Raw genomic sequence first — 18,860 nt, 5'->3', positions numbered from 1 at the left:
TCCCCCACTTCACTAGTTACAGATTTATCTTGTTAAATCAACGTAGTGCTTTAAACGGGTAATAGCCGATTCCAAATCTTCAGTTGATGCAGCGTAAGAAATACGAATATAACCTTCACCACCAGCACCGAAAATTGAACCAGGTGCAACCCCCAATTTGACAGAATCTGCCAAGTCATAAACAAATTCAATATCATTAGTATTCAAAAATTCTGGAATCTTCGCAAAAATGTAGAAAGCCCCACCAGGTCGAGCCGCCGTAAAGCCAGCTTCTGCCAAGCCCTTCAAAACCAAGTCACGACGTTCTTCATAAACAGCACGCATCTTGACAGGATCTTCACGACCGTTACGCAAGGCTTCTAAAGCACCGGCCATCATAGGACCTGGTGCAGTAGCAAGCATTGATTGATGTGCTTTACCAACCTGCTTCATTAGTTTAGCTGGTCCAACAGCATAACCAATGCGATAACCAGTCATCGCATGTGACTTTGAGACCCCACTAATCAATACTGTTTGCTCAGGCAAAAGACGAGCCATTGAAGTATGCTTGGCATCATAAACCAATTCAGCATAAATTTCATCAGCAATTACTAATAATTGATGTTCCCGCAAAATAGCAACTAATTCTTTTAATTCGTCTTCAGAATAAGTGACACCAGTTGGATTTGATGGATAGTTAAGCAAAATAGCTTTGGCATTTGGATGCTCAGCTAAGACATGCTTTAACTTTTCAGGTGTCACAATGAAATCAGGAGCTGTATTTAGGCCGACCACTTTAATGTCTGACGTTTGGGCAACCGACTCATACAATGGGAAGGTTGGCGTTGGAATAATTAATTCATCCCCAGGATTGAACAAAGCTTGGAATGCCGCATTGATTGCTTCAGCAGCTCCCACCGTTACGCTAATCTCAGTAGCTGGATCATATCTTGGTGTATCAAAACGTTCAACTAAGTAATCTGAGATTGCTTCACGTAATGGCATGATACCTTGTGAAGGTGAGTAATGTGAATCGTTTGCTTGTACATCACGAATAATTGCTTGTTTAATATGTTCTGGTGCTGCGAAATCAGGCTCACCTAGTGTTAATTTCAAAATACCATCAATTTGTGAAAACTTATCATCTACTACACGGATTGGCGAAGGTACCGTCGCCGCTAATACTTTGTTGCACTGTCCTTCTAACGCTGCACTTAATTCAACCATTTTTTAACTCCCCTTGGCTCCTTGCCTACTTTTTAATATCTATAATACCTTTTCTAACCCAATTTGTAATCCTGCAATGGTGTTAATCTGGCGAATAGCTAATCCGACCCCACCCATAAATGACTCACGAGTAAACGACGTCTGTTTTATCCGCAAAGTTTCGCCAGGTGCACCAAAGACAACTTCTTCTTCAGCAACATACCCGGGTAACCGCATGGCATGAACGTCAACACCATCAATTTGATCACCTCGTGCTGGATCCGATGTATTCGTTGCCACTGGGGCTTGTTGGCGTGCCTTAGCAATTGCTTGCGCAGTCGCACGCGCTGTCCCAGAGGGTGCATCAATTTTCTTAGGATTATGAATTTCCAAAATTTCTGCATCAGGTAAATACTTGGCTGCTTGCGCGGCAAATTGCATCAACAAAACCCCCGACAATGAAAAGTTGGGCACAATCAAGGCTGATTGCTGTTCTTTTTCACTTAAAGTTTTTAGAGTCGTGACTTGTTCAGTTTGTAACCCGCTGGTCCCAACAACTAGTTGAAATCCATGCGTTAGCGCATACTGTCCATTAGCAAAAGCGGCCTCTGGTTGGGTAACGTCGACCCAAACATCTGCGGTCACGTCAATATCTGCTAATGACGTAAAAACAGGTAATTCACTTTCATGCGATGATCCTGATAATATACCGACTAATTCTAAATCAGCTGCATCTTGAATCATCTGCTGAATGGCACGGCCCATTTTACCGAAACCACCAGCTAAAAATACGGTTGTCATATTATTATTCCTTCCGATCAAGTTTTGCTAATACATCTTCGGTCTCTGCGTTATCTAATGACAGAATTGGCAAGCGAGTCACGTTTTTGACCTCACCTTGATGTGCAAGCACCGCTTTTACTGGTGCTGGGGATGGATAACTGAACAGAGCTGACATACGTGGCGTTAACCAACGTTGTTGTGCACCAGCCTTTGCAACATCTCCCTCGGCAAGTGCTTGGAACAAATCGGTCATTTCCTTACTATATAAGTGTGCAGCCACTGAAATCGTTCCGGCCGCCCCCACTGCCTTAGCAGCTAGTGTCTGTGAATCCTCACCGGTATAAACTTTAAATCCCTCGGGTGCATGATCAACAAGATAGGCTAAGTCATCAATACTTGTCACTTGCTTAACCGCGTTGATATTAGGATGTTCGGCTAATGCCAAAACACTCTCATTATTCAATCCGGCCACGGTACGACCAGGAATATTATAAATCATAACGGGGACATTAGATGCATCGGCAATAGCCTGGAAATGCGCAATCATCCCCTTTTGATTAGGCTTACTGTAATAGGGCGTCACTGCTAACACCTCATCAACACCCGAAACCTCGCTGACTTCTTTGGCAAATGCAACGGAATGGGCGGTATTATTATCACCGACGTTCGCAATGACCGGACCACGGTCACCAACTTTTGCGGCAAAATAAGCATATAACGAAATTTTTTCATCATGCGTTAATGTTGGTGACTCACCGGTCGTACCACCAATAACAAATCCTTGAGTCCCTTCGGCAATCAATCGTTCAGTTAATGAATCTAACGCTGGATAATCGATCGTATTATCATTAGTAAATGGTGTAATAATTGCTGTAATTAAAGAAATATCTTCGTACATTTTATTCACACTTTCTATGCTGACATCCGCCAAGACAAATACTTAATAATTGCCTTAACACCTGTTTCAATCGCTGTTTCATTTGGACTTAATCGACTGTCATGTAAACTATGGTCAACATCGCCGACCCCAAGCCAAAACATCGTTCCTGGGATTTGGTTAATAATGTACCCAAAATCCTCTCCCGTCATAGCTGGTTCACAAGTTGTAAAATCAATCTCATCATCATTTGCCATGTACTGAATAAACTCACGGGTGATATCGGGATCATTATTAACAGGCCAATAACCGCCTTGTTCTAATTGTAAATCAAATTCGACACCATACACAGTCGCCAACCCTTGCGCAATTTCTCTGACACGTTGTTGCATCATTTCTAATTCTGACTGGTCAAACGCGCGAATCGTACCCGCTAACTTTGCTTCATTTGGAATGACATTACCAATGTTACCAGCTTGTACCATACCAACCGTTACCACACCACCATGAACTGGATCAACATTACGCGAGACAATCGTCTGAACTTGCATGACAAAAGCAGCTGCGGCAACAATCACATCCTGTGATCGATGTGGAAAGGCTGCATGACCACCTTGTCCTTTAATCGTTAAGTGAATTTCTGCGCTACCGGCAAATAAAGTGCCTTGACGAGTAGCAATCTGGCCGGCTGGCATAGCGGGCTGATCATGTAAGGCGTAAAACTCATCTGGTCGCCATTCATCAACAAATGTCCCTAATTCATAAAGTTGTTTACCGCCAGCGTGTTCCTCTTCAGCTGGCTGGAACAAAAAGACCATATTATCTTCCGGTTGTTGCTCAGCAAAATGGGCTAAAACCCCTAGGGCAACAGTCATATGAATATCGTGTCCACATGCATGCATGACCCCGGCACGTTCTGAAGAGAAAGGTAAGCCAGTCTCTTCTGTAATAGGTAGCGCATCAATATCTGCTCGATAGCCAATCGTTCGTTTAGGATGCTTACCGGTCAATCGTACCAACAGAGCTGTCGGTAACGCTGGTATTTCTCGAATAGTCAACCAAGATGATTGCCAAGCCGTCACAATATTTTTTAAATAACGCTGTGTCTCGAACTCATCCAATGACAATTCAGGGTGTGCATGTAAATGGCGACGAATATCAATTAAATTTAAATCTGTAATCGTCATATCTACCTCCGCTTATAGTGACCTTAGGGCATCAACTAGCGCAGTCTTTGCCTGGGTCTTTTCATCAATTTCCTTGATTACTTTAGCTGGCACACCAGCAACGACCGTGTTTGCTGGTACATCCTTGGTAACAATTGCACCAGCTGCAATAACCGCATTATCACCAACTTGAACCCCTTCAATAACCACTGCATTGGCACCAATCAATACATTATCACCAATCGTCACCGGTGTTGCTGAGGCTGGTTCAACGACCCCTGCGAGCACCGCTCCCGCACCAACATGACTGTGCTGACCAACAGTTGCACGTCCACCAAGAACAGCACCCATATCAATCATCGTACCAGCGCCAATTTCAGCACCGATATTAATAACCGCTCCCATCATCACAACGGCATTCTCACCGATTGCCACCTGATCACGAATAATGGCACCTGGCTCAATTCGAGCGGCAACGTTTTCATAGTTCAACAATGGTACACCACTATTTCGCGCCAATAATTCCACATGATAATCCGATATTTGATCCGCTGCTGCGGCAAGGACAGGCTGGATATCTTGATAGTCACCAATTACGGTACCAGTTTTGGTTTCAATAAAAGCCTGCACCGTTGTCGGCCATTCAATATCGGCTAAATCTCCCGCTAAAGTTACTCTTGCTGGTGTCTTTTTAGGGGCAGTTGCAATGTAATTGATAATTTCTTGTGCATCTAAATTATTCATCTTGATTTGTCTCCTACTTGCGATTTTTTTATTGATAATGCTTATCTAAGCGAATCATGTCAGTATATGTTTCTCGTTCAACAACTAATTGTGAGTGGCTATCCTCGACAAAGACAACTGCTGGTCGTGGATTACGATTGTAATTTGATGCCATTGAGTAGCCGTAAGCACCAGTCGCCAAGACTGCTAACACATCCCCAGGCTTCGTTTTTGGTAATTCTTGTTGCCAAACCAGGACATCCCCCGATTCACAATATTTACCAGCAACCCGAACAACTTGTTCTGTGGGTGCTTGTGGGTTATTTGCCAAGACTGCTTCGTACTTTGCTTCATATAAAGCTGGCCGAATATTATCACCCATCCCACCATCAACTGATAGGTATGTTCGAATACCGGGCACATCTTTCTTGGCACCAATTGTATAAAGGTTATAACCAGCGGGACCAACAATTGCTCGTCCTGGTTCAATCCAAATGGCTGGCATTGACATCCCATATGACGTCGTTTTCTCTGTAATCGTATCAATAATGGCCTCAACAAATTCGGTCGCTGGCAATGGTTTGTCATCTTCTGTATAACGAATACCAAAACCACCACCGGTATTGATAACTTGTGGGTCAAAGCCCCATTCATGAACTAAGTCGACCAACTTTGCGGCAGCCATCTGGAAACCAGTCACATCAAATATTTGTGACCCAATATGAGCTGAAACACCTAACACATTGATATATGGATCAGCAATTGCTTTTTGAAGTGCTGTATAAGCTTGACCACTTGCGACATCGAAGCCAAATTTACTATCAGTTTGACCAGTAGAAATATAATCATGGGTATGCGCTTCAACTCCTGGCGTGATTCTTAATAGGACATCTTGCTTTTTGTCCCGTTCACTCAACACATCATGTAAAATATCTAATTCATAAAAGTTATCAAGGATAATCGTTCCTAGACCACTATCAACTGCCATTTCCAGCTCAGCAACCGACTTGTTATTACCATTAAAAGATACATGATTCATTGGATAATTTGCTGCTAAGGCTGTTTGAATCTCACCACCCGAGACAACATCTAAATGGACATCTTCTTGTGCGGCAACCTCATACATAGCAACCGTTGCAAAGGCTTTAGATGCGTATGAAACAGCATAATCAAGTTTTCTTTTCATAAATACGGCTTTGAAAGCTCGCATCTGCTGACGCATATGATTTACATCATACACATAAAGTGGTGTCTGATACTGTGAGGCTAATTCTGTCGCCGTAACGCCACCAATTGTTAGTTCACCGTTCTGATTGACTTCATATGGTTTTGACATATCTACTATTTCTCCCTTTTAATCAACAAGCACGCGCATCAGTCGATCTTGTAATCCTGTAGCGACGACCCAAGGGGCTAGTCCCACATGTTGCGCAATATCTTCAATTGTATTTTCATACTGCCCTTGCTTACCAATAATCGTCACGACAGTCCCCACTGGTAATTCTTCTGGTAATGAAATCATCATTTGATCCATTGCTATTTGTCCAATAATAGGTGCCTTTTTACCATTTACTAATACTTCAAAGCCTTGAATTGGCCGTGGCAAACCATCGGCATAACCGATTGGTAACGTACCAACCCATTCACCTTCATGGGTGTAGTACTTATGACCATAACTAATCCCCACATCGGCTGGCATCTTTTTCACATAGACAAGTTCTGATTCTAAAGTTAGAACGGGTTTTAAATAATTATCTGGCAAAACCTCACCACGTGATGGTTCAATACCATAAACAACTGTCCCCGCACGAATATAATCAGTTGGTAATTCATCGGCATGATACATTGCGGCCCCAGAATTTGCTAAATGAACCATCGGTGGCATTGGCAGATCATCCGTTAAGCGATGCCAATTTGCCAACTGCTTTTGAAAATAATCTGTGGCTAATGAATCAGATTCTGAAAAATGAGTCATGATGCTTTGATATTTAAAGAAAGTCGTGTGCGATTGTAAGTACGCGATTGCTTCAGATAATGTCTCACGATTACGAAAACCAATTCTGCCCATGCCTGTATCGACGCCTAAATTAACTTGTAAAGTCGCCTGATGTTCATCCAAATTTTTCTGAGCTGATTGTAACCAAGCTAAATCACTAACCGTTGCAATTAAATTATTATCAGCTATCAACTTGGCATATTGTGGCAACGTAATTCCCAAGATAAGAATTGGTACCGTAATGCCTGCTTGTCGTAAAGCTAAGGCCTCATCTAACACGGCAACAGCTAAACCATCAACCCCTGCTTTGACTGCAGCTTGTGCCATTGGTATCAGACCAAATCCATAAGCGTTGGCTTTCACGGCTAAAAACATAAACTTCGCACCGCTTGCCTGACGAGTAACGGCCACATTATGTGTGACTGCCACTTGTGATATTTTAATTCTTGTTGGTCTTGTTGCTGCTACTACCATGATAATGGCCCCTTTGCTGTTAAATTTATTGCATAAAAAAAACCGACTGACAGTACTATTGCACTGTCAATCGGACACATTTCTATTCCTTAAGACTGTGACAATAGCTCCCCGCTTATTCAGCGACAGTCTAATAGTTTTTCGCTATTAGCCCAACGATACGGGTTACACAATCTGTATCATTTCGGCAACCGCCCCTTTTACTTAGTATCATTGTCTGTGTGAACTCCACTAAGTGACTGTTGTTGGTTGCAACCTCTATTAATCATTAACGTAATATTAGAGTATATTAATTTTATGGTTGTGTCAACACTTGACATTAATCTTTTTTTCACTTTTAATTAGTGCCAATTAGGAATTCAATTGGAGGCAGAAACAATGAAAGTCGTAAAATTTGGTGGTTCATCCCTGGCAACAGGCGCACAATTCCAAAAAGTTTTGGATATTATTACAGCAGACAATGATCGTCGGGTCGTTGTCGTATCAGCTCCGGGGAAGCGTTTTGATGGTGACATCAAAGTGACCGACTTACTAAAAACTTACGCTGATCAAACAATTGCTGGCGCTTACACCGATGAAATTATGACGACAATATTAGCACGTTATCAAGAGATTGCTCAGCACTTTTCGTTAGAAGATAATAAGATCATTTTACAGATTAAGCAACAACTCGTTCACCTCAACCGCGTGCACTATCCATCATTTAATCATCTCTATGCCGCTTTCATGGGACATGGTGAACTATTAAATGCCCAGTTACTAGCAGCAATTATGCAAGAAAAAGGCATGCCAGCCAGCTTTGTTTCACCAGCCGAATTAGGACTTACTGTGACTGGCTCGCCACGTGCTGCCCGCCTAGATCCAGAAAGTTATCATGCCATCAATCAGTATCAATTTGATGACACGAGTCTCCTAATTGTTCCTGGATTTATCGCCTATACCAATGATGGTTATGCTGCAACGTTTAGCCGCGGTGGTTCTGATATTACTGGCGCAATTTTAGCAAGAGGTCTGCAAGCGGATTTGTATGAAAATTTCACTGACGTATCAGCAATTTATTCCGCTAACCCAAAGATTGTTTCCCACCCACAACCAATCTCAAAAATGACTTACCGCGAGATGCGTGAATTGTCTTATGCTGGTTTTGCGGTTTTCCATGATGAAGCAATTATTCCGGTCATTGAAGCGAATATACCAATTAATGTCAAAAACACCAACGATCCACAAGCTCCGGGTACCATGATCATGCCTAATCATGAGATTGATTCTGAAAATCCTGTCACGGGTATCGCCAATGACAATCGCTTTGCCGCTTTGTACTTGCATCGTTATTTGCTGAACCGTGAAGTCGGTTTTACTTTGAAAATACTACAAATTTTGGCAACATATAATGTGAGTTATGAGCATATGCCTTCTGGAATCGATGATATGACCATCATCTTTGATAAAGCACAATTAACGCCTGAAATCAAAGCCCATATTAGCCATGATCTCTACGCCATTATCGCGCCAGATGAACTAGATTGGTTAGATGACTATGCCATCATTATGATCGTCGGTGAAGGTATGCAACAACATATTGGTACATTTAGCAAAATAACTTCGTCTTTGGCTGAGGCCGGCATCAATCTACCAATGATCAATCAAGGTGCCTCACAAATTTCGACAATGATTGGTGTCCCAGTCGATCGTATGAACGAAGCCGTACGGGTCATTTATAACGCTGTTTTTTAGCTTTTAATGATAATAAAACCTAGATTGTCATGAATCCTGTAAGTTGACATTGATAATAATACAAAAGAGGTTGGGACAAAACAATTGTCCCAACCTCTTTGTGCTAAAAATGCATTAATTATAAGTTTATAAATTTTATAGCATAAACGCGTTCCAATAGCCGTTAGCGTTTAACAACATATTTGAAATTAAATGGCGCACCAGTAGGATTGGCAATAATTCCTTTAATTTTTGGATTCATCAATGCAGATGTCGACCGATAATACAATGGTGCTGTACCAACTTCCTTTTCAAGAACCTGTTCGGCCTTCTTAAAATCATTATACTGTGCCTTTTTATTATTAGCATTTTGCACTTCAGCACTTTCTAAAAGTGCGTCATATTCCGTATTATGCCACTTACCATAATTGTATGAGGCATCAGATTTAAACAAATCTAAGAAAGATGAAGGATCCGCATAATCAGCTAACCAACCAAAGTTTAACAATTCAAAATTACCGTCCATGCTTAACTTCAAACGTTGTTTCATTGGTACCGTTTTAATTGTCACGTCCATACCATCTAAGTTTTTTTCTAATTGTTCTTGCAAGAATTGTGCCACACGTTTTGACGTATCATCATCATCAGTCAACAATTGAACTGACAGCTTCGACTTGTCAGCTTCCTTCATACCAGCTTTAAATAACTTTTTTGCCTTTGTCTTATCATACTTAATGGCCCCATCCAACTCAGCATCAGAAGCAAAATCCTTGTTATTGTTAGGATTATTGACCAAATTTTTAGGTGTGTATGTTGTTGCTGGCGTGGCTGATCCTGTCACAATTTTATTTGACAGTGCCTTACGATCAATTGCATAAGAAACAGCCTGACGTATCTTAGTATTTTTAAACTCAGGCACCTTTTCTTGGTTCATTTGCAAGGATTCTACTGAACCAGTTTTAATTTTTGTATATCCTTGTTTATGTTTTGAAGCCTGCACTTGATCTGGAGAAAGTGTTGTAAAATCAAGCTTCTTTCCCTGATATAAGTTATACCCAGTATTCTGATCTTTAATGGTACGAACGGTAATTTTTTTCGTTTTTACCTTATCTGCATCATAATATTTATCATTTTTCACATACGCATATCTATTGTTTGACCCTGTCCATCCTTTAAGTTTATAAGGACCCGCTGATAGATAGTTTGCAGCAGAAGTACCAAATTTGTCACCTTTTTTCTCCACAAATTTTTGATTTTGCGGAAAGAAGACTTCCATTGGAAGTTCTTGTATAAAATATGAAGCTGGCGATTCCAACGTGACTTGCAACGTATAATCATCTACTGCCTCTATACCTAATTCAGAAGGATCCTTGTCACCTTTTTCAATCGCTTCACCGTTTTTAACAACCTCTAACAAGTAAGCATATTCTGCTGCCGTTTTCGGAGTAATTGATCGTTGCCAGCCGTAAACAAAGTCTTTAGCCGTTAGGTCATCCCCATTTTCCCACTCCAAATCATGACGTAAATGAAAGGTATAAGTTAATCCATCATCTGACTTTTCATAACTTTTTGCAGCTTCGTTTTCAATTTTATTTTCTTGACCAAACTGTACTAATGGCAAGCTAGTGGCACCAATCGCATTTCCCGAAACGGTCGCTGTAGATTTAGCTGGATCCATCGTTGGCAAAGCTGCCCCTTCTGACCAATGAATCGTCTTACCCGTAGATGATGCTGATGCTGAAGTTGCTGGTATGATAATACTGCCTAACATCGTCGCTGAAGCAGCCATAGCTGCAAACTTCCCCAATTTTCTCATATTCTCAAATTACCCCTTTTGTAAATCACCTTAATTACTTGATCATCATCTACACTATAATTATTTTATGCAAAAATCAAGTGATTTATTTATTTTTATTCATTATTTTGGATTGTTTTTTATTTAAATAAATATATATACAAAAAAGCAGCTGAATTTATAAAAACTCAGCTGCTTATCGTTAAAATTTCTAACTTATAATTCTTTAAAATTGTTTTTTCGCATAATTACGTAAATCTGATTCAAGACCCGCGTAACGATTAGCAGGCTTTACATCTAATGACTGGTGGATCGGACCACCAGCATTTGCATAATTGGTTGATTCCGTATTGGCAATCATCTGTAGTTCAGCTAATGAATAATCATCTGGTACTTCTGAAAAAGCAAGTACACCATATTCATCAATCGTCTGATGAGCTTCTAATGCCTCCCACATCGATACCAAGTGACCTTGATTATTAAAAATCAATTCTAGATGATACCCTGGTAATGCCATCTTGACATTATCCTGCTTAGCAACCCCACGATTATGAAAGGCAACATTAGGATACGACACCGGTGTGCCAGTCAACTGTAAGGTTTCCTCAGCAACATCTTCTTGACGCCAGTCATTACGTAAAATAAAATCCACAATTGGCTTGCTAAGATAGTATCGCAATTGATTGTCCATGATCGTACTTAATTGTCGACTAGTTTCATACTTTGAACGAATACCATTCCAAGCATGATGCTTTAGTCGTACCATATAGGCAACTTGTTTAACAAATTCAAAATAGTCTTGCACCTCATCAATCGTTTCGAGATGCAAATAATACAAGTCAACGTCCTTAATCTTGTCTTTTGAGTCCCAGTCACCTAACCGTGACATTCTCACAAAATTAGTCGGACTAACCGTCATACCTAGCAATTTGTATATCACTTCCAGGCGATCAGCTGCTGGTACACCGCCACGATGAAATCCAGCTGTAAACATGGTCGTAAAAAGCGATGAACCAATTCGATGTGCTTCGCCCCACTTTTCCGATAAAATTTGATTCATTGTTTGGTCGTTCAATTGCTCATTATTGACAATATCATCAACATAAGCAGCGATTGACTTTGGCACCCAACCATCATTCATAAGATGTGTTACTTGGGTTGATAAAGCTGCTGACATAATGGTCTGGCGCTTATAGACTCCTATCGGTGACTTTATTAGTTCGCGTGTTCGTTTGAACAATCCTGTCATTATAAAATGACCTCCTTGTTACACTTACCTTACCATATCTATGATAGTGGTGCAGTTGATTCTCTAACAATTAATTTCGTATCAAATGCAGCCACTTGTCGTTCGGTATCAGGATGATTAATACGTGCCACCACCGTTTTCATGGCCGCTTCAGCAATTAACCATAGTGGCTGTTCAACAGTCGTTAATGCAGGTCTGAAAAACTCAGCATAGTCAGTATCGTCATAGCCAATAACTGACATATCATTAGGTACCTGAATACCATGTGCATTAAGTCCAGCAATTAAGCCGATAGCAAGTTCGTCATTTAATGCGAACGCTGCAGTAGCTTGTGTAATCGAAACGGCCATTGCAGCTGCGCGACCAGCATGCTTTGTCAAATTGCGTGTTGCAACTTCACTCACTTTCGCCCCTGCAGCCAACATCGTCTCTTTAAATGCTGCTGTTCGATATTGCAAGTTGTCAGTATAAACTTGATTTCCTAACAGCACAACGTGTTTATGACCGAGAGCTAACAGATGTTCAGCCACCAGGTGACCACCCATTTTATCAGAAGCAAAAACAGCATCTGCATCAACTAATCCGTCATGATTCTCAAGAACCACTAAGGCTATGCCGCGCTTTTTCAAACTACTAGCAATAGCAACAGGTTGTGCCAATTGACCTGCCATAATAATACCATGAACACCTGAATTAACCAATATTTCAATGGTTTGATCAGCCTGACCAGCTCCTGCCGTCATAATTGATAATGAGACGTTATCAGGAATATTTTCTTGCATGTGTTGCACTAAATCACCAAAAAACGGATTACGTAAACTCGGTACGACGACACCAATTAGTATCTTAGCCCCTTGTTTTAAACTACGGGCACTTGCATTTGGTACATAGCCAATTTCATCACGGGCCGCCAAGACTTTCGCTTTTGTTTTTTCAGAAAAACGGGCTCCTTTGCCATTTAATACTTGTGATACTGTCGCGATTGATACACCCGCTAAACTAGCAACATCTCTAATTGAAACTTTTCCCATATCCGGCCCCTTTGTAGACAGTCCTCATTTTTATATCCATGAATTACCCTTATTAAAACATTTTACCAACTTTTTAAACATTTTAAACCCTTGACGTTTGTTTTGCTTTTTAGAAATTCATTTTACTTTTAAATTCTTTGCAGTATAATATAACTTTGTTAGATGCACAGGGTAGATTAAGATGCGTTAAGTGCCATGGAAACGGAATGTGAGCCATGGACGAAGGATTACCGCGATGTCTTGATCACATTCACTGTAATAAGTGAAACCCTCCAAAAAAAAGGAGGTGTTTTCAAATGAAAACATTAGAATATGGTTTACCACGTTTACGTACAAAACAATTGGCTATGCTGGGCATTTTAATCGCCCTACATTTAGTCATCAGTCGCTTCTCATTAGGGACTGCCACACTTAAAGTTGGTTTTACTTTTTTAATTGTCGGTATGATTGCGAAATGGTATGGTCCTGCCTGGGGAATGCTAGTTGCGATTTTTACTGATGTGATTAGTAGCTTACTCAATGGTTACGGTTATTTTTGGGGATTTACCCTATCTGCTGTCTTAGCAGCTGCTATTTACGGTTTTTCCTTCTATAAGCAACAAACGTTATCTTGGCTTCGAATCATCATAACAGTAAGTATTGTTCTTGTAGTCGTCAACGTCCTATGCAATACATTATGGGTCGTGATAATTGGTAATATTCATAATAATGAAACTATTATGTCTTTGTTATGGGTACGAGTGATTAAACAACTTGTCTTTTTACCTATCCAAAGTATTTTGTTATATTTTTTGCTTAACAATCAAACAATTGAGCAGCTACACCAAAAAATATAAAACATTTACATTAGTTTAAGGAATGACAAATAAAAAACGTTTATAATTAGAATTTATAAAGTTATGATTAATGTATTTTAAGCATAAAGGGGGTTGGGACAAATAAATGTCCCAACCCCCTTTGAACTCAGGCCCCACTACTTTATAGTACCGGGCTGTAATATTCATAATTATCCATCCAAATGACTAATTATAGAAATTAGAAAATAGTTTTTAACCTATTATTAGTAACTTCGATGAACACGCAAACTGACCTCCTGACAGGCAGCCTCAAATGAACTGGCAAACTTATTGCGGACATCCGGTGTGGCAAATTTTAATTTTGTTTCCGAATAAACATTACCACAACCGATTCTGTAGACACAACTATCATATACCTGACCAACAAAAACTTCTTGCTGGCAATCAACCGTAGACTCTAGTAATTCAACTAGTTGATGAACAGTCTGCTCAGAAATGTCACGTGAGCTTTGCAATAATTGCCGAATGACGGCACATCCAACTAACTTGTTCTCTTGGCGCACTTTTGTTTCCTGCATAATCTAGCCTCCAAAACTTGTTACTGACTGTTGTCAGTTGCTAATTTAATTTTCCATAATTATGATAACCTATCCTAAATGTTTTATCAAACATATTATTTTTTTACCTGCGAAAAAAACACAATCATTTTTTCCGTGATATAATTAACAACATTAACTATTACACAACAAACGAGGAATTTTTACATTATGCCTGAATCTATTTCTAAAACCCAGTACTTACAAACTATCCTAGAGTTAAGTGTCGGCGATGAATCAACAAAAATTTCAAATAACCAGATTGCTGAACATTTAAATGTCACCCCTTCATCAGTTTCTAACATGTTAGCAAAACTCCAAGAAGCTGGTGAAGTCGATGTAGTCCCTTACTATGGGGTTACTTTAACAAAACCTGGTCGTGCAACCGCCCTTCGTTTGATCCGATCACACCGTTTAATCGAAACATTTGGCGCAATGAAGCTTGGCTTATCAATTTCAGAAGCGCATTCGAATGCTGACAATCTAGATCATGATGCAAACGATCAATTTATTAACGCGCTAGATAAATATTTAGGATTCCCAGAATTAAGTCCTCATGGGCTTGTCATTCCCGATATTGAGCACCACTACCATCCAAAATCATTACGAGCATTACGTGAAGCTAACGATAATGAAACTGTTACTATTAACAGTTTCACTGAAGACTTAGAGTTATTACAATATACCGAGACTTTACAACTAGACCTAAACAGCACGTGGACAATTAAAGAGCGTCTACCTTTTGACGGTCCATTAGTATTGGTTTCTGGTGATAGAAAGCTCCAAGTTACACAACATGCTGCAGACTTCATTTATATTAACGATTAATATTAGAGCGAGACAAAAGTTGGTTTGAAGCCGGTGTGTAACGTGGTTTGCGATATTTTTGACCGGAGCACAGCGAAGGACAGGAATATCGTAAATGGCGTTACATTGAGGCTTCAGACTTTTGGAACGCGTTTATGCAAAGCGAGACAAAAGTTGGTTTGAAGCCAGCCTATAATTAACAAATTTTAAGAGAAAAAGGGGTTACGACTAAAAACTGTCGTAACCCCATCTTTATTTACAATTAATTATAATTTGGGTAAAAACCTACTTTTCACCAAAATTATTTATAAAATACAAAAGCGTTTGTAGCTCATTAGTTAAGTCAACGTTCTGAACACGAATTGACTTTGGTACATCCAAACGCAATGGCGTGAAATTCAAAATACCACGCACACCTGCAGTTGCTAAACGCTTAGCCACATCCTGCGCAACATCAGCAGGTACAGTTACAATCGCAACATCAATGCGCTGATCCGTAATTTGTTTCTCTAAATCATCTAGACTGTACACTGGAATTCCTGACTGAATGGTATTAACAATATCAGGATTAACATCAAATGCTGCTGCAATGCGTGCGTTTGAGCTTTGATGGAAATTGAAATTCAACAAAGCTTGACCTAAGTTTCCTACTCCAACTAACGCAACAGAAGCTAACGTATCTTGATTAAGAATTTCACCAAAGAACGTCATCAAGGCTTCGACATCATAACCGTATCCACGCTTACCTAATGCGCCAAAGTAAGAAAAATCACGTCGAATTGTTGCCGCATCAAACTTTACTGCATCAGATAATTCATTTGATGAAACGCGGACAGTCCCAGAGTCTAACAACAGTTTTAAGTAGCGATAGTAAATTGGCAATCGCTTTGCCGTTGCTCTAGGAATATCATGTTCAACCATTTATTTCGACCTCTTTTTCAAAATTTACCTATTTTCACAATCTATCTCAAATATTGTGAATCTCTCATTACCTATAATCATACCATATGCAGCGCTTTTTGTGAATGAAATAACAATTTTTTATTCACAAACAGACAACTTGTGAAAACGTTTCCGAAATAGTGGATTGACCATAAAAAAAAGAACGAAATACTTGATTTTATTTCGCTCTCAACATACTTATTAATTATGCTTTGGCTTACCTTTATTTTTACGATGCTTACGCTTGGCGCGCTTTTCTTTAGCAAAACGTTCTTGGCGTGAAACACTATCGGTAGTTGCAACTTTCTTTTTTCTAGGCTGGTCAACCTTTGGTGACTTTGATTTCGGACGAGCCACATGCGTCTCATCTTGATTTTTATGAGCCGCTTTTTTTGTAACTAGCGCTTTTTCGGTAACTGGCGCTTTCTCTGTCTTTGGTAACCCTTTACCACCAGAGATGGCCTGAATATCAACAGCAACCATTTTCTTCAAATCACGAAAATCATGATCATTACCGAAAGAAATTACGGTACCAACTTTCCCCATACGCCCAGTTCTACCGGCACGATGTGTGTAAGTCTCCCCATCACGTGGTAAGTCGAAATTTATTACTGCTGGCAAATCGGGAATATCAAGTCCTCTTGCCGCAACATCAGTAGTTAACAAAAACTTTGCTTTACCCTGACGGAAGTTCGTGAGTGATTTTGCCCTTGTAGTACTTGAATCACCACGCGCCAAAGTCGCCATGGCTACATGTTCATGCGCCAAAAAACTAGCAGTTATCTTTAATTGCTTCGTTGTATTAAAGAATACAATGGCTTGGAAGCGCTTTTCTGCTGCTAATTGACGTAATCTTTTTTGCCGTTGATCACGTGCCGTTAACCAAAACTCATGCTTAATTGCTGTTGGAATGGCAAACTGTCGTTGATCAATCCGTAAAAATTCACGATTAAATAGACCACTAGCAGTTGACTGATCAACTTCAGTCGCACCAAATAACGCAACTTGTACGTCATCATCATCAATCGCATCCCAAATAGTATCAATTTGGTTTGCTGTGTCATCGCGCAACAACTCGTCAGCTTCATCTAAAATTAACGTTCTTAGTCTTTTTAATTTTAGTTTACCATTATTAATCAACTCACTGACCCGGCCCGGCGTTCCAATCAAAATTTCTGGATGCTTTTTTAAGCGATCCAATTGATGTTTGATATTGGCCCCACCAGTTAGTGACAACACTTTCAATGACAGTACGTTCGCCCAATCACGGACAACCCGTGTTGTTTGCATGGCTAATTCTTGTGATGGCGCTAATATTAATAATTGTTCGCCATCTTCAGGCACCAATTTAGGTAACAGTGGCCAGGTAAAGGCCAGTGTTTTTCCTGTTCCTGTTGGTGCAAGTGCATCAATTGATTGACCATTTGCCAAGGGTTCAGCAACAGCTGATTGAATTGGCGTTAGCGTGGTGAATCCAACACTTGTTAAACGTTCTTCAAAACGGGAATCCATTTTATCTCCTTCGTATTATGTTTCATTATTATTTATCAGCAGGAAATACAATCCCAGCATCTTGACGTAAATCAAATAGTACCTGGTTTACGGTTTTACTTAAGGCTAATAATTCTTGATAGTCTTCCGCTGTATCGACTGGGTTTGTCATCATATCAGCAAATTTAACCGCTTCAGTAGTCATCGGATTTGCCAATGGTTCCTGACTTAATTGATGGGCAGCACCTTCGTCATCATAATAAGTTACATCAAGTACTTCGGCTATATCACCAATCACCAGGGTATCACGTCGACCTAGAATTTCAGATGGTAAATGACTATTAGATCCCTTACCAAACTCGATCGTCACATCAAAATCATCATAACGTAGAATAGCGATACCGCGGCCATCAGCACCATTACGTAATGGTGTCGCAAAATAATGACTTTGTTTTGGTGCACCAAATAGTTTAATAGCAGCATAGATTGGGTACACACCCAAGTCTGTCAAAGCCCCCGCACTAAAGCGACGACTTAGTACATTGGGTTCGTTACCCGCTAGATAGTCATCAAAACGAGATGAATACTTTTCATAAACAAAAGTTGCCCCAGCAATTTTTTCCATTTGGGCCACTTGCTGTTCAATAACTTTAAAATTAGCCTGCTGGATATGACGGGCTGCCTCAAATAAACGTACATTGGGATGATCATGTAGTAGCTCTAAAATTGCAGCATACTCCGTTGGGTTAGAAAAAGCAGTTTTTTCCACAATCACATGAATATCATGGCTTATGGCTGCTTTAACCTGTTCAAAGTGCACACTATTAGGTGATGCAATGTAAACAACATTGATACCACTATTATAGAAAGCTTCTAAATCAGTATAAACATCATCAACATTAAATGGTTGAGCAAATTGCTTACCAGTATCTTCATGACGTGAATATACTGCCTTTAGCACATATTGACCTGATTCGTGAGCCGCTTGTACGAATTGCTTTGTAATCCAATTGGTGCCAATGATTCCAAGTTTGTATGCCATAATTAGTCTCCCTTGTGTATTACTTATACGTTTAGTTAGTATTAATTATATCATCATCAACAATAAAATTAGCTATCTCTCAGCTGATAAATTATTCTAAAATAAATTTGGCACACATTTATGCAGTAAAATGTCTGACTGATAATTGATACATTTTAAGCATAAAACAGGCTGTGACATTCTTTTGCCTCAG

At 39.9% G+C, this 18,860-nt stretch carries 17 protein-coding genes and 2 riboswitches; of the genes, 3 read left to right on the top strand and 14 right to left on the bottom strand.

The window, feature by feature from the left end; translation table 11 throughout:
- Positions 1–24: 24 nt before the first annotated feature.
- Genes FOL01_RS03400 through alr form a run of 7 tightly spaced genes read right to left on the bottom strand, consistent with a single transcriptional unit; the run spans position 25 to position 7,204 of the window.
- Positions 25–1,206 (bottom strand): pyridoxal phosphate-dependent aminotransferase, encoded by a 1,182-nt coding sequence (locus tag FOL01_RS03400; protein WP_075269341.1) that lies wholly within the window; start codon positions 1,204–1,206, stop codon positions 25–27.
- Between the two features lie 39 nt (positions 1,207–1,245).
- Positions 1,246–1,986, bottom strand: coding sequence for a 4-hydroxy-tetrahydrodipicolinate reductase (dapB, locus tag FOL01_RS03395; RefSeq protein WP_075269340.1), 741 nt, complete (start codon positions 1,984–1,986; stop codon positions 1,246–1,248).
- A 4-nt stretch (positions 1,987–1,990) separates the two neighbouring features.
- On the bottom strand, positions 1,991–2,866 hold the full coding sequence (dapA, locus tag FOL01_RS03390; protein ID WP_075269339.1) for a 4-hydroxy-tetrahydrodipicolinate synthase: 876 nt from the start codon (positions 2,864–2,866) through the stop codon (positions 1,991–1,993).
- Between the two features lie 14 nt (positions 2,867–2,880).
- Positions 2,881–4,032: an N-acetyldiaminopimelate deacetylase gene (locus tag FOL01_RS03385; protein WP_075269338.1), complete on the bottom strand. Its 1,152-nt coding sequence runs from the start codon at positions 4,030–4,032 to the stop codon at positions 2,881–2,883.
- A 12-nt stretch (positions 4,033–4,044) separates the two neighbouring features.
- The gene (gene dapD, locus FOL01_RS03380; protein WP_075269337.1) at positions 4,045–4,755 is read right to left on the bottom strand and encodes a 2,3,4,5-tetrahydropyridine-2,6-dicarboxylate N-acetyltransferase; all 711 of its coding nucleotides are present in this window, start codon (positions 4,753–4,755) and stop codon (positions 4,045–4,047) included.
- Between the two features lie 28 nt (positions 4,756–4,783).
- A complete protein-coding gene (gene lysA / locus FOL01_RS03375) occupies positions 4,784–6,070 on the bottom strand; it encodes a diaminopimelate decarboxylase (protein WP_075269336.1) in 1,287 nt (428 codons plus the stop codon).
- A gap of 18 nt (positions 6,071–6,088) precedes the next feature.
- Positions 6,089–7,204, bottom strand: coding sequence for an alanine racemase (gene alr, locus FOL01_RS03370; protein ID WP_075269335.1), 1,116 nt, complete (start codon positions 7,202–7,204; stop codon positions 6,089–6,091).
- Between the two features lie 96 nt (positions 7,205–7,300).
- Positions 7,301–7,473, bottom strand: a riboswitch (Lysine riboswitch).
- 109 nt (positions 7,474–7,582) lie between these two features.
- Here alr and FOL01_RS03365 point away from each other — a divergent pair.
- Entirely contained in the window at positions 7,583–8,938 is a 1,356-nt protein-coding gene (locus tag FOL01_RS03365) for an aspartate kinase (RefSeq protein ID WP_075269334.1), read from the top strand.
- A 163-nt stretch (positions 8,939–9,101) separates the two neighbouring features.
- On the opposite strand, the gene FOL01_RS03360 is transcribed toward FOL01_RS03365, so the two are convergent.
- From FOL01_RS03360 to rbsR, 3 genes are all read right to left on the bottom strand, one after another.
- Positions 9,102–10,733 carry a peptide ABC transporter substrate-binding protein gene (locus tag FOL01_RS03360; RefSeq protein WP_075269333.1) on the bottom strand — a complete coding sequence of 544 codons (1,632 nt, stop codon included), beginning with the start codon at positions 10,731–10,733 and terminating at the stop codon, positions 9,102–9,104.
- A 205-nt stretch (positions 10,734–10,938) separates the two neighbouring features.
- Positions 10,939–11,961: a DUF3114 domain-containing protein gene (locus tag FOL01_RS03355; protein ID WP_075269332.1), complete on the bottom strand. Its 1,023-nt coding sequence runs from the start codon at positions 11,959–11,961 to the stop codon at positions 10,939–10,941.
- 38 nt (positions 11,962–11,999) lie between these two features.
- Positions 12,000–12,992: a ribose utilization transcriptional repressor RbsR gene (gene rbsR / locus FOL01_RS03350; protein WP_075269331.1), complete on the bottom strand. Its 993-nt coding sequence runs from the start codon at positions 12,990–12,992 to the stop codon at positions 12,000–12,002.
- A 165-nt stretch (positions 12,993–13,157) separates the two neighbouring features.
- A riboswitch (THF riboswitch) is annotated at positions 13,158–13,250 on the top strand.
- 38 nt (positions 13,251–13,288) lie between these two features.
- Between rbsR and FOL01_RS03345 the strand changes: the two genes are divergently transcribed.
- A complete protein-coding gene (locus FOL01_RS03345) occupies positions 13,289–13,828 on the top strand; it encodes a folate family ECF transporter S component (protein ID WP_075269330.1) in 540 nt (179 codons plus the stop codon).
- A 224-nt stretch (positions 13,829–14,052) separates the two neighbouring features.
- On the opposite strand, the gene FOL01_RS03340 is transcribed toward FOL01_RS03345, so the two are convergent.
- On the bottom strand, positions 14,053–14,367 hold the full coding sequence (locus FOL01_RS03340) for a hypothetical protein (RefSeq protein WP_075269329.1): 315 nt from the start codon (positions 14,365–14,367) through the stop codon (positions 14,053–14,055).
- A 189-nt stretch (positions 14,368–14,556) separates the two neighbouring features.
- Between FOL01_RS03340 and FOL01_RS03335 the strand changes: the two genes are divergently transcribed.
- On the top strand, positions 14,557–15,213 hold the full coding sequence (locus FOL01_RS03335; RefSeq protein ID WP_075269328.1) for a metal-dependent transcriptional regulator: 657 nt from the start codon (positions 14,557–14,559) through the stop codon (positions 15,211–15,213).
- A gap of 264 nt (positions 15,214–15,477) precedes the next feature.
- Here FOL01_RS03335 and FOL01_RS03330 read toward each other — a convergent pair whose 3' ends face one another.
- The 3 genes from FOL01_RS03330 to FOL01_RS03320 form a co-directional block, all read right to left on the bottom strand.
- Positions 15,478–16,113: a redox-sensing transcriptional repressor Rex gene (locus tag FOL01_RS03330; protein ID WP_075269327.1), complete on the bottom strand. Its 636-nt coding sequence runs from the start codon at positions 16,111–16,113 to the stop codon at positions 15,478–15,480.
- A 222-nt stretch (positions 16,114–16,335) separates the two neighbouring features.
- Positions 16,336–17,646 (bottom strand): DEAD/DEAH box helicase, encoded by a 1,311-nt coding sequence (locus FOL01_RS03325; protein WP_075269326.1) that lies wholly within the window; start codon positions 17,644–17,646, stop codon positions 16,336–16,338.
- 28 nt (positions 17,647–17,674) lie between these two features.
- Positions 17,675–18,667: a Gfo/Idh/MocA family protein gene (locus FOL01_RS03320; RefSeq protein WP_075269325.1), complete on the bottom strand. Its 993-nt coding sequence runs from the start codon at positions 18,665–18,667 to the stop codon at positions 17,675–17,677.
- Positions 18,668–18,860: the final 193 nt, after the last annotated feature.

This window comes from Weissella thailandensis (assembly GCF_001932615.1).
Lineage (GTDB): Bacteria > Bacillota > Bacilli > Lactobacillales > Lactobacillaceae > Weissella > Weissella thailandensis.
The sequence above is the reverse complement of the archived record's forward strand: the minus strand, read 5'-3'. Positions and strand labels throughout refer to the sequence as shown.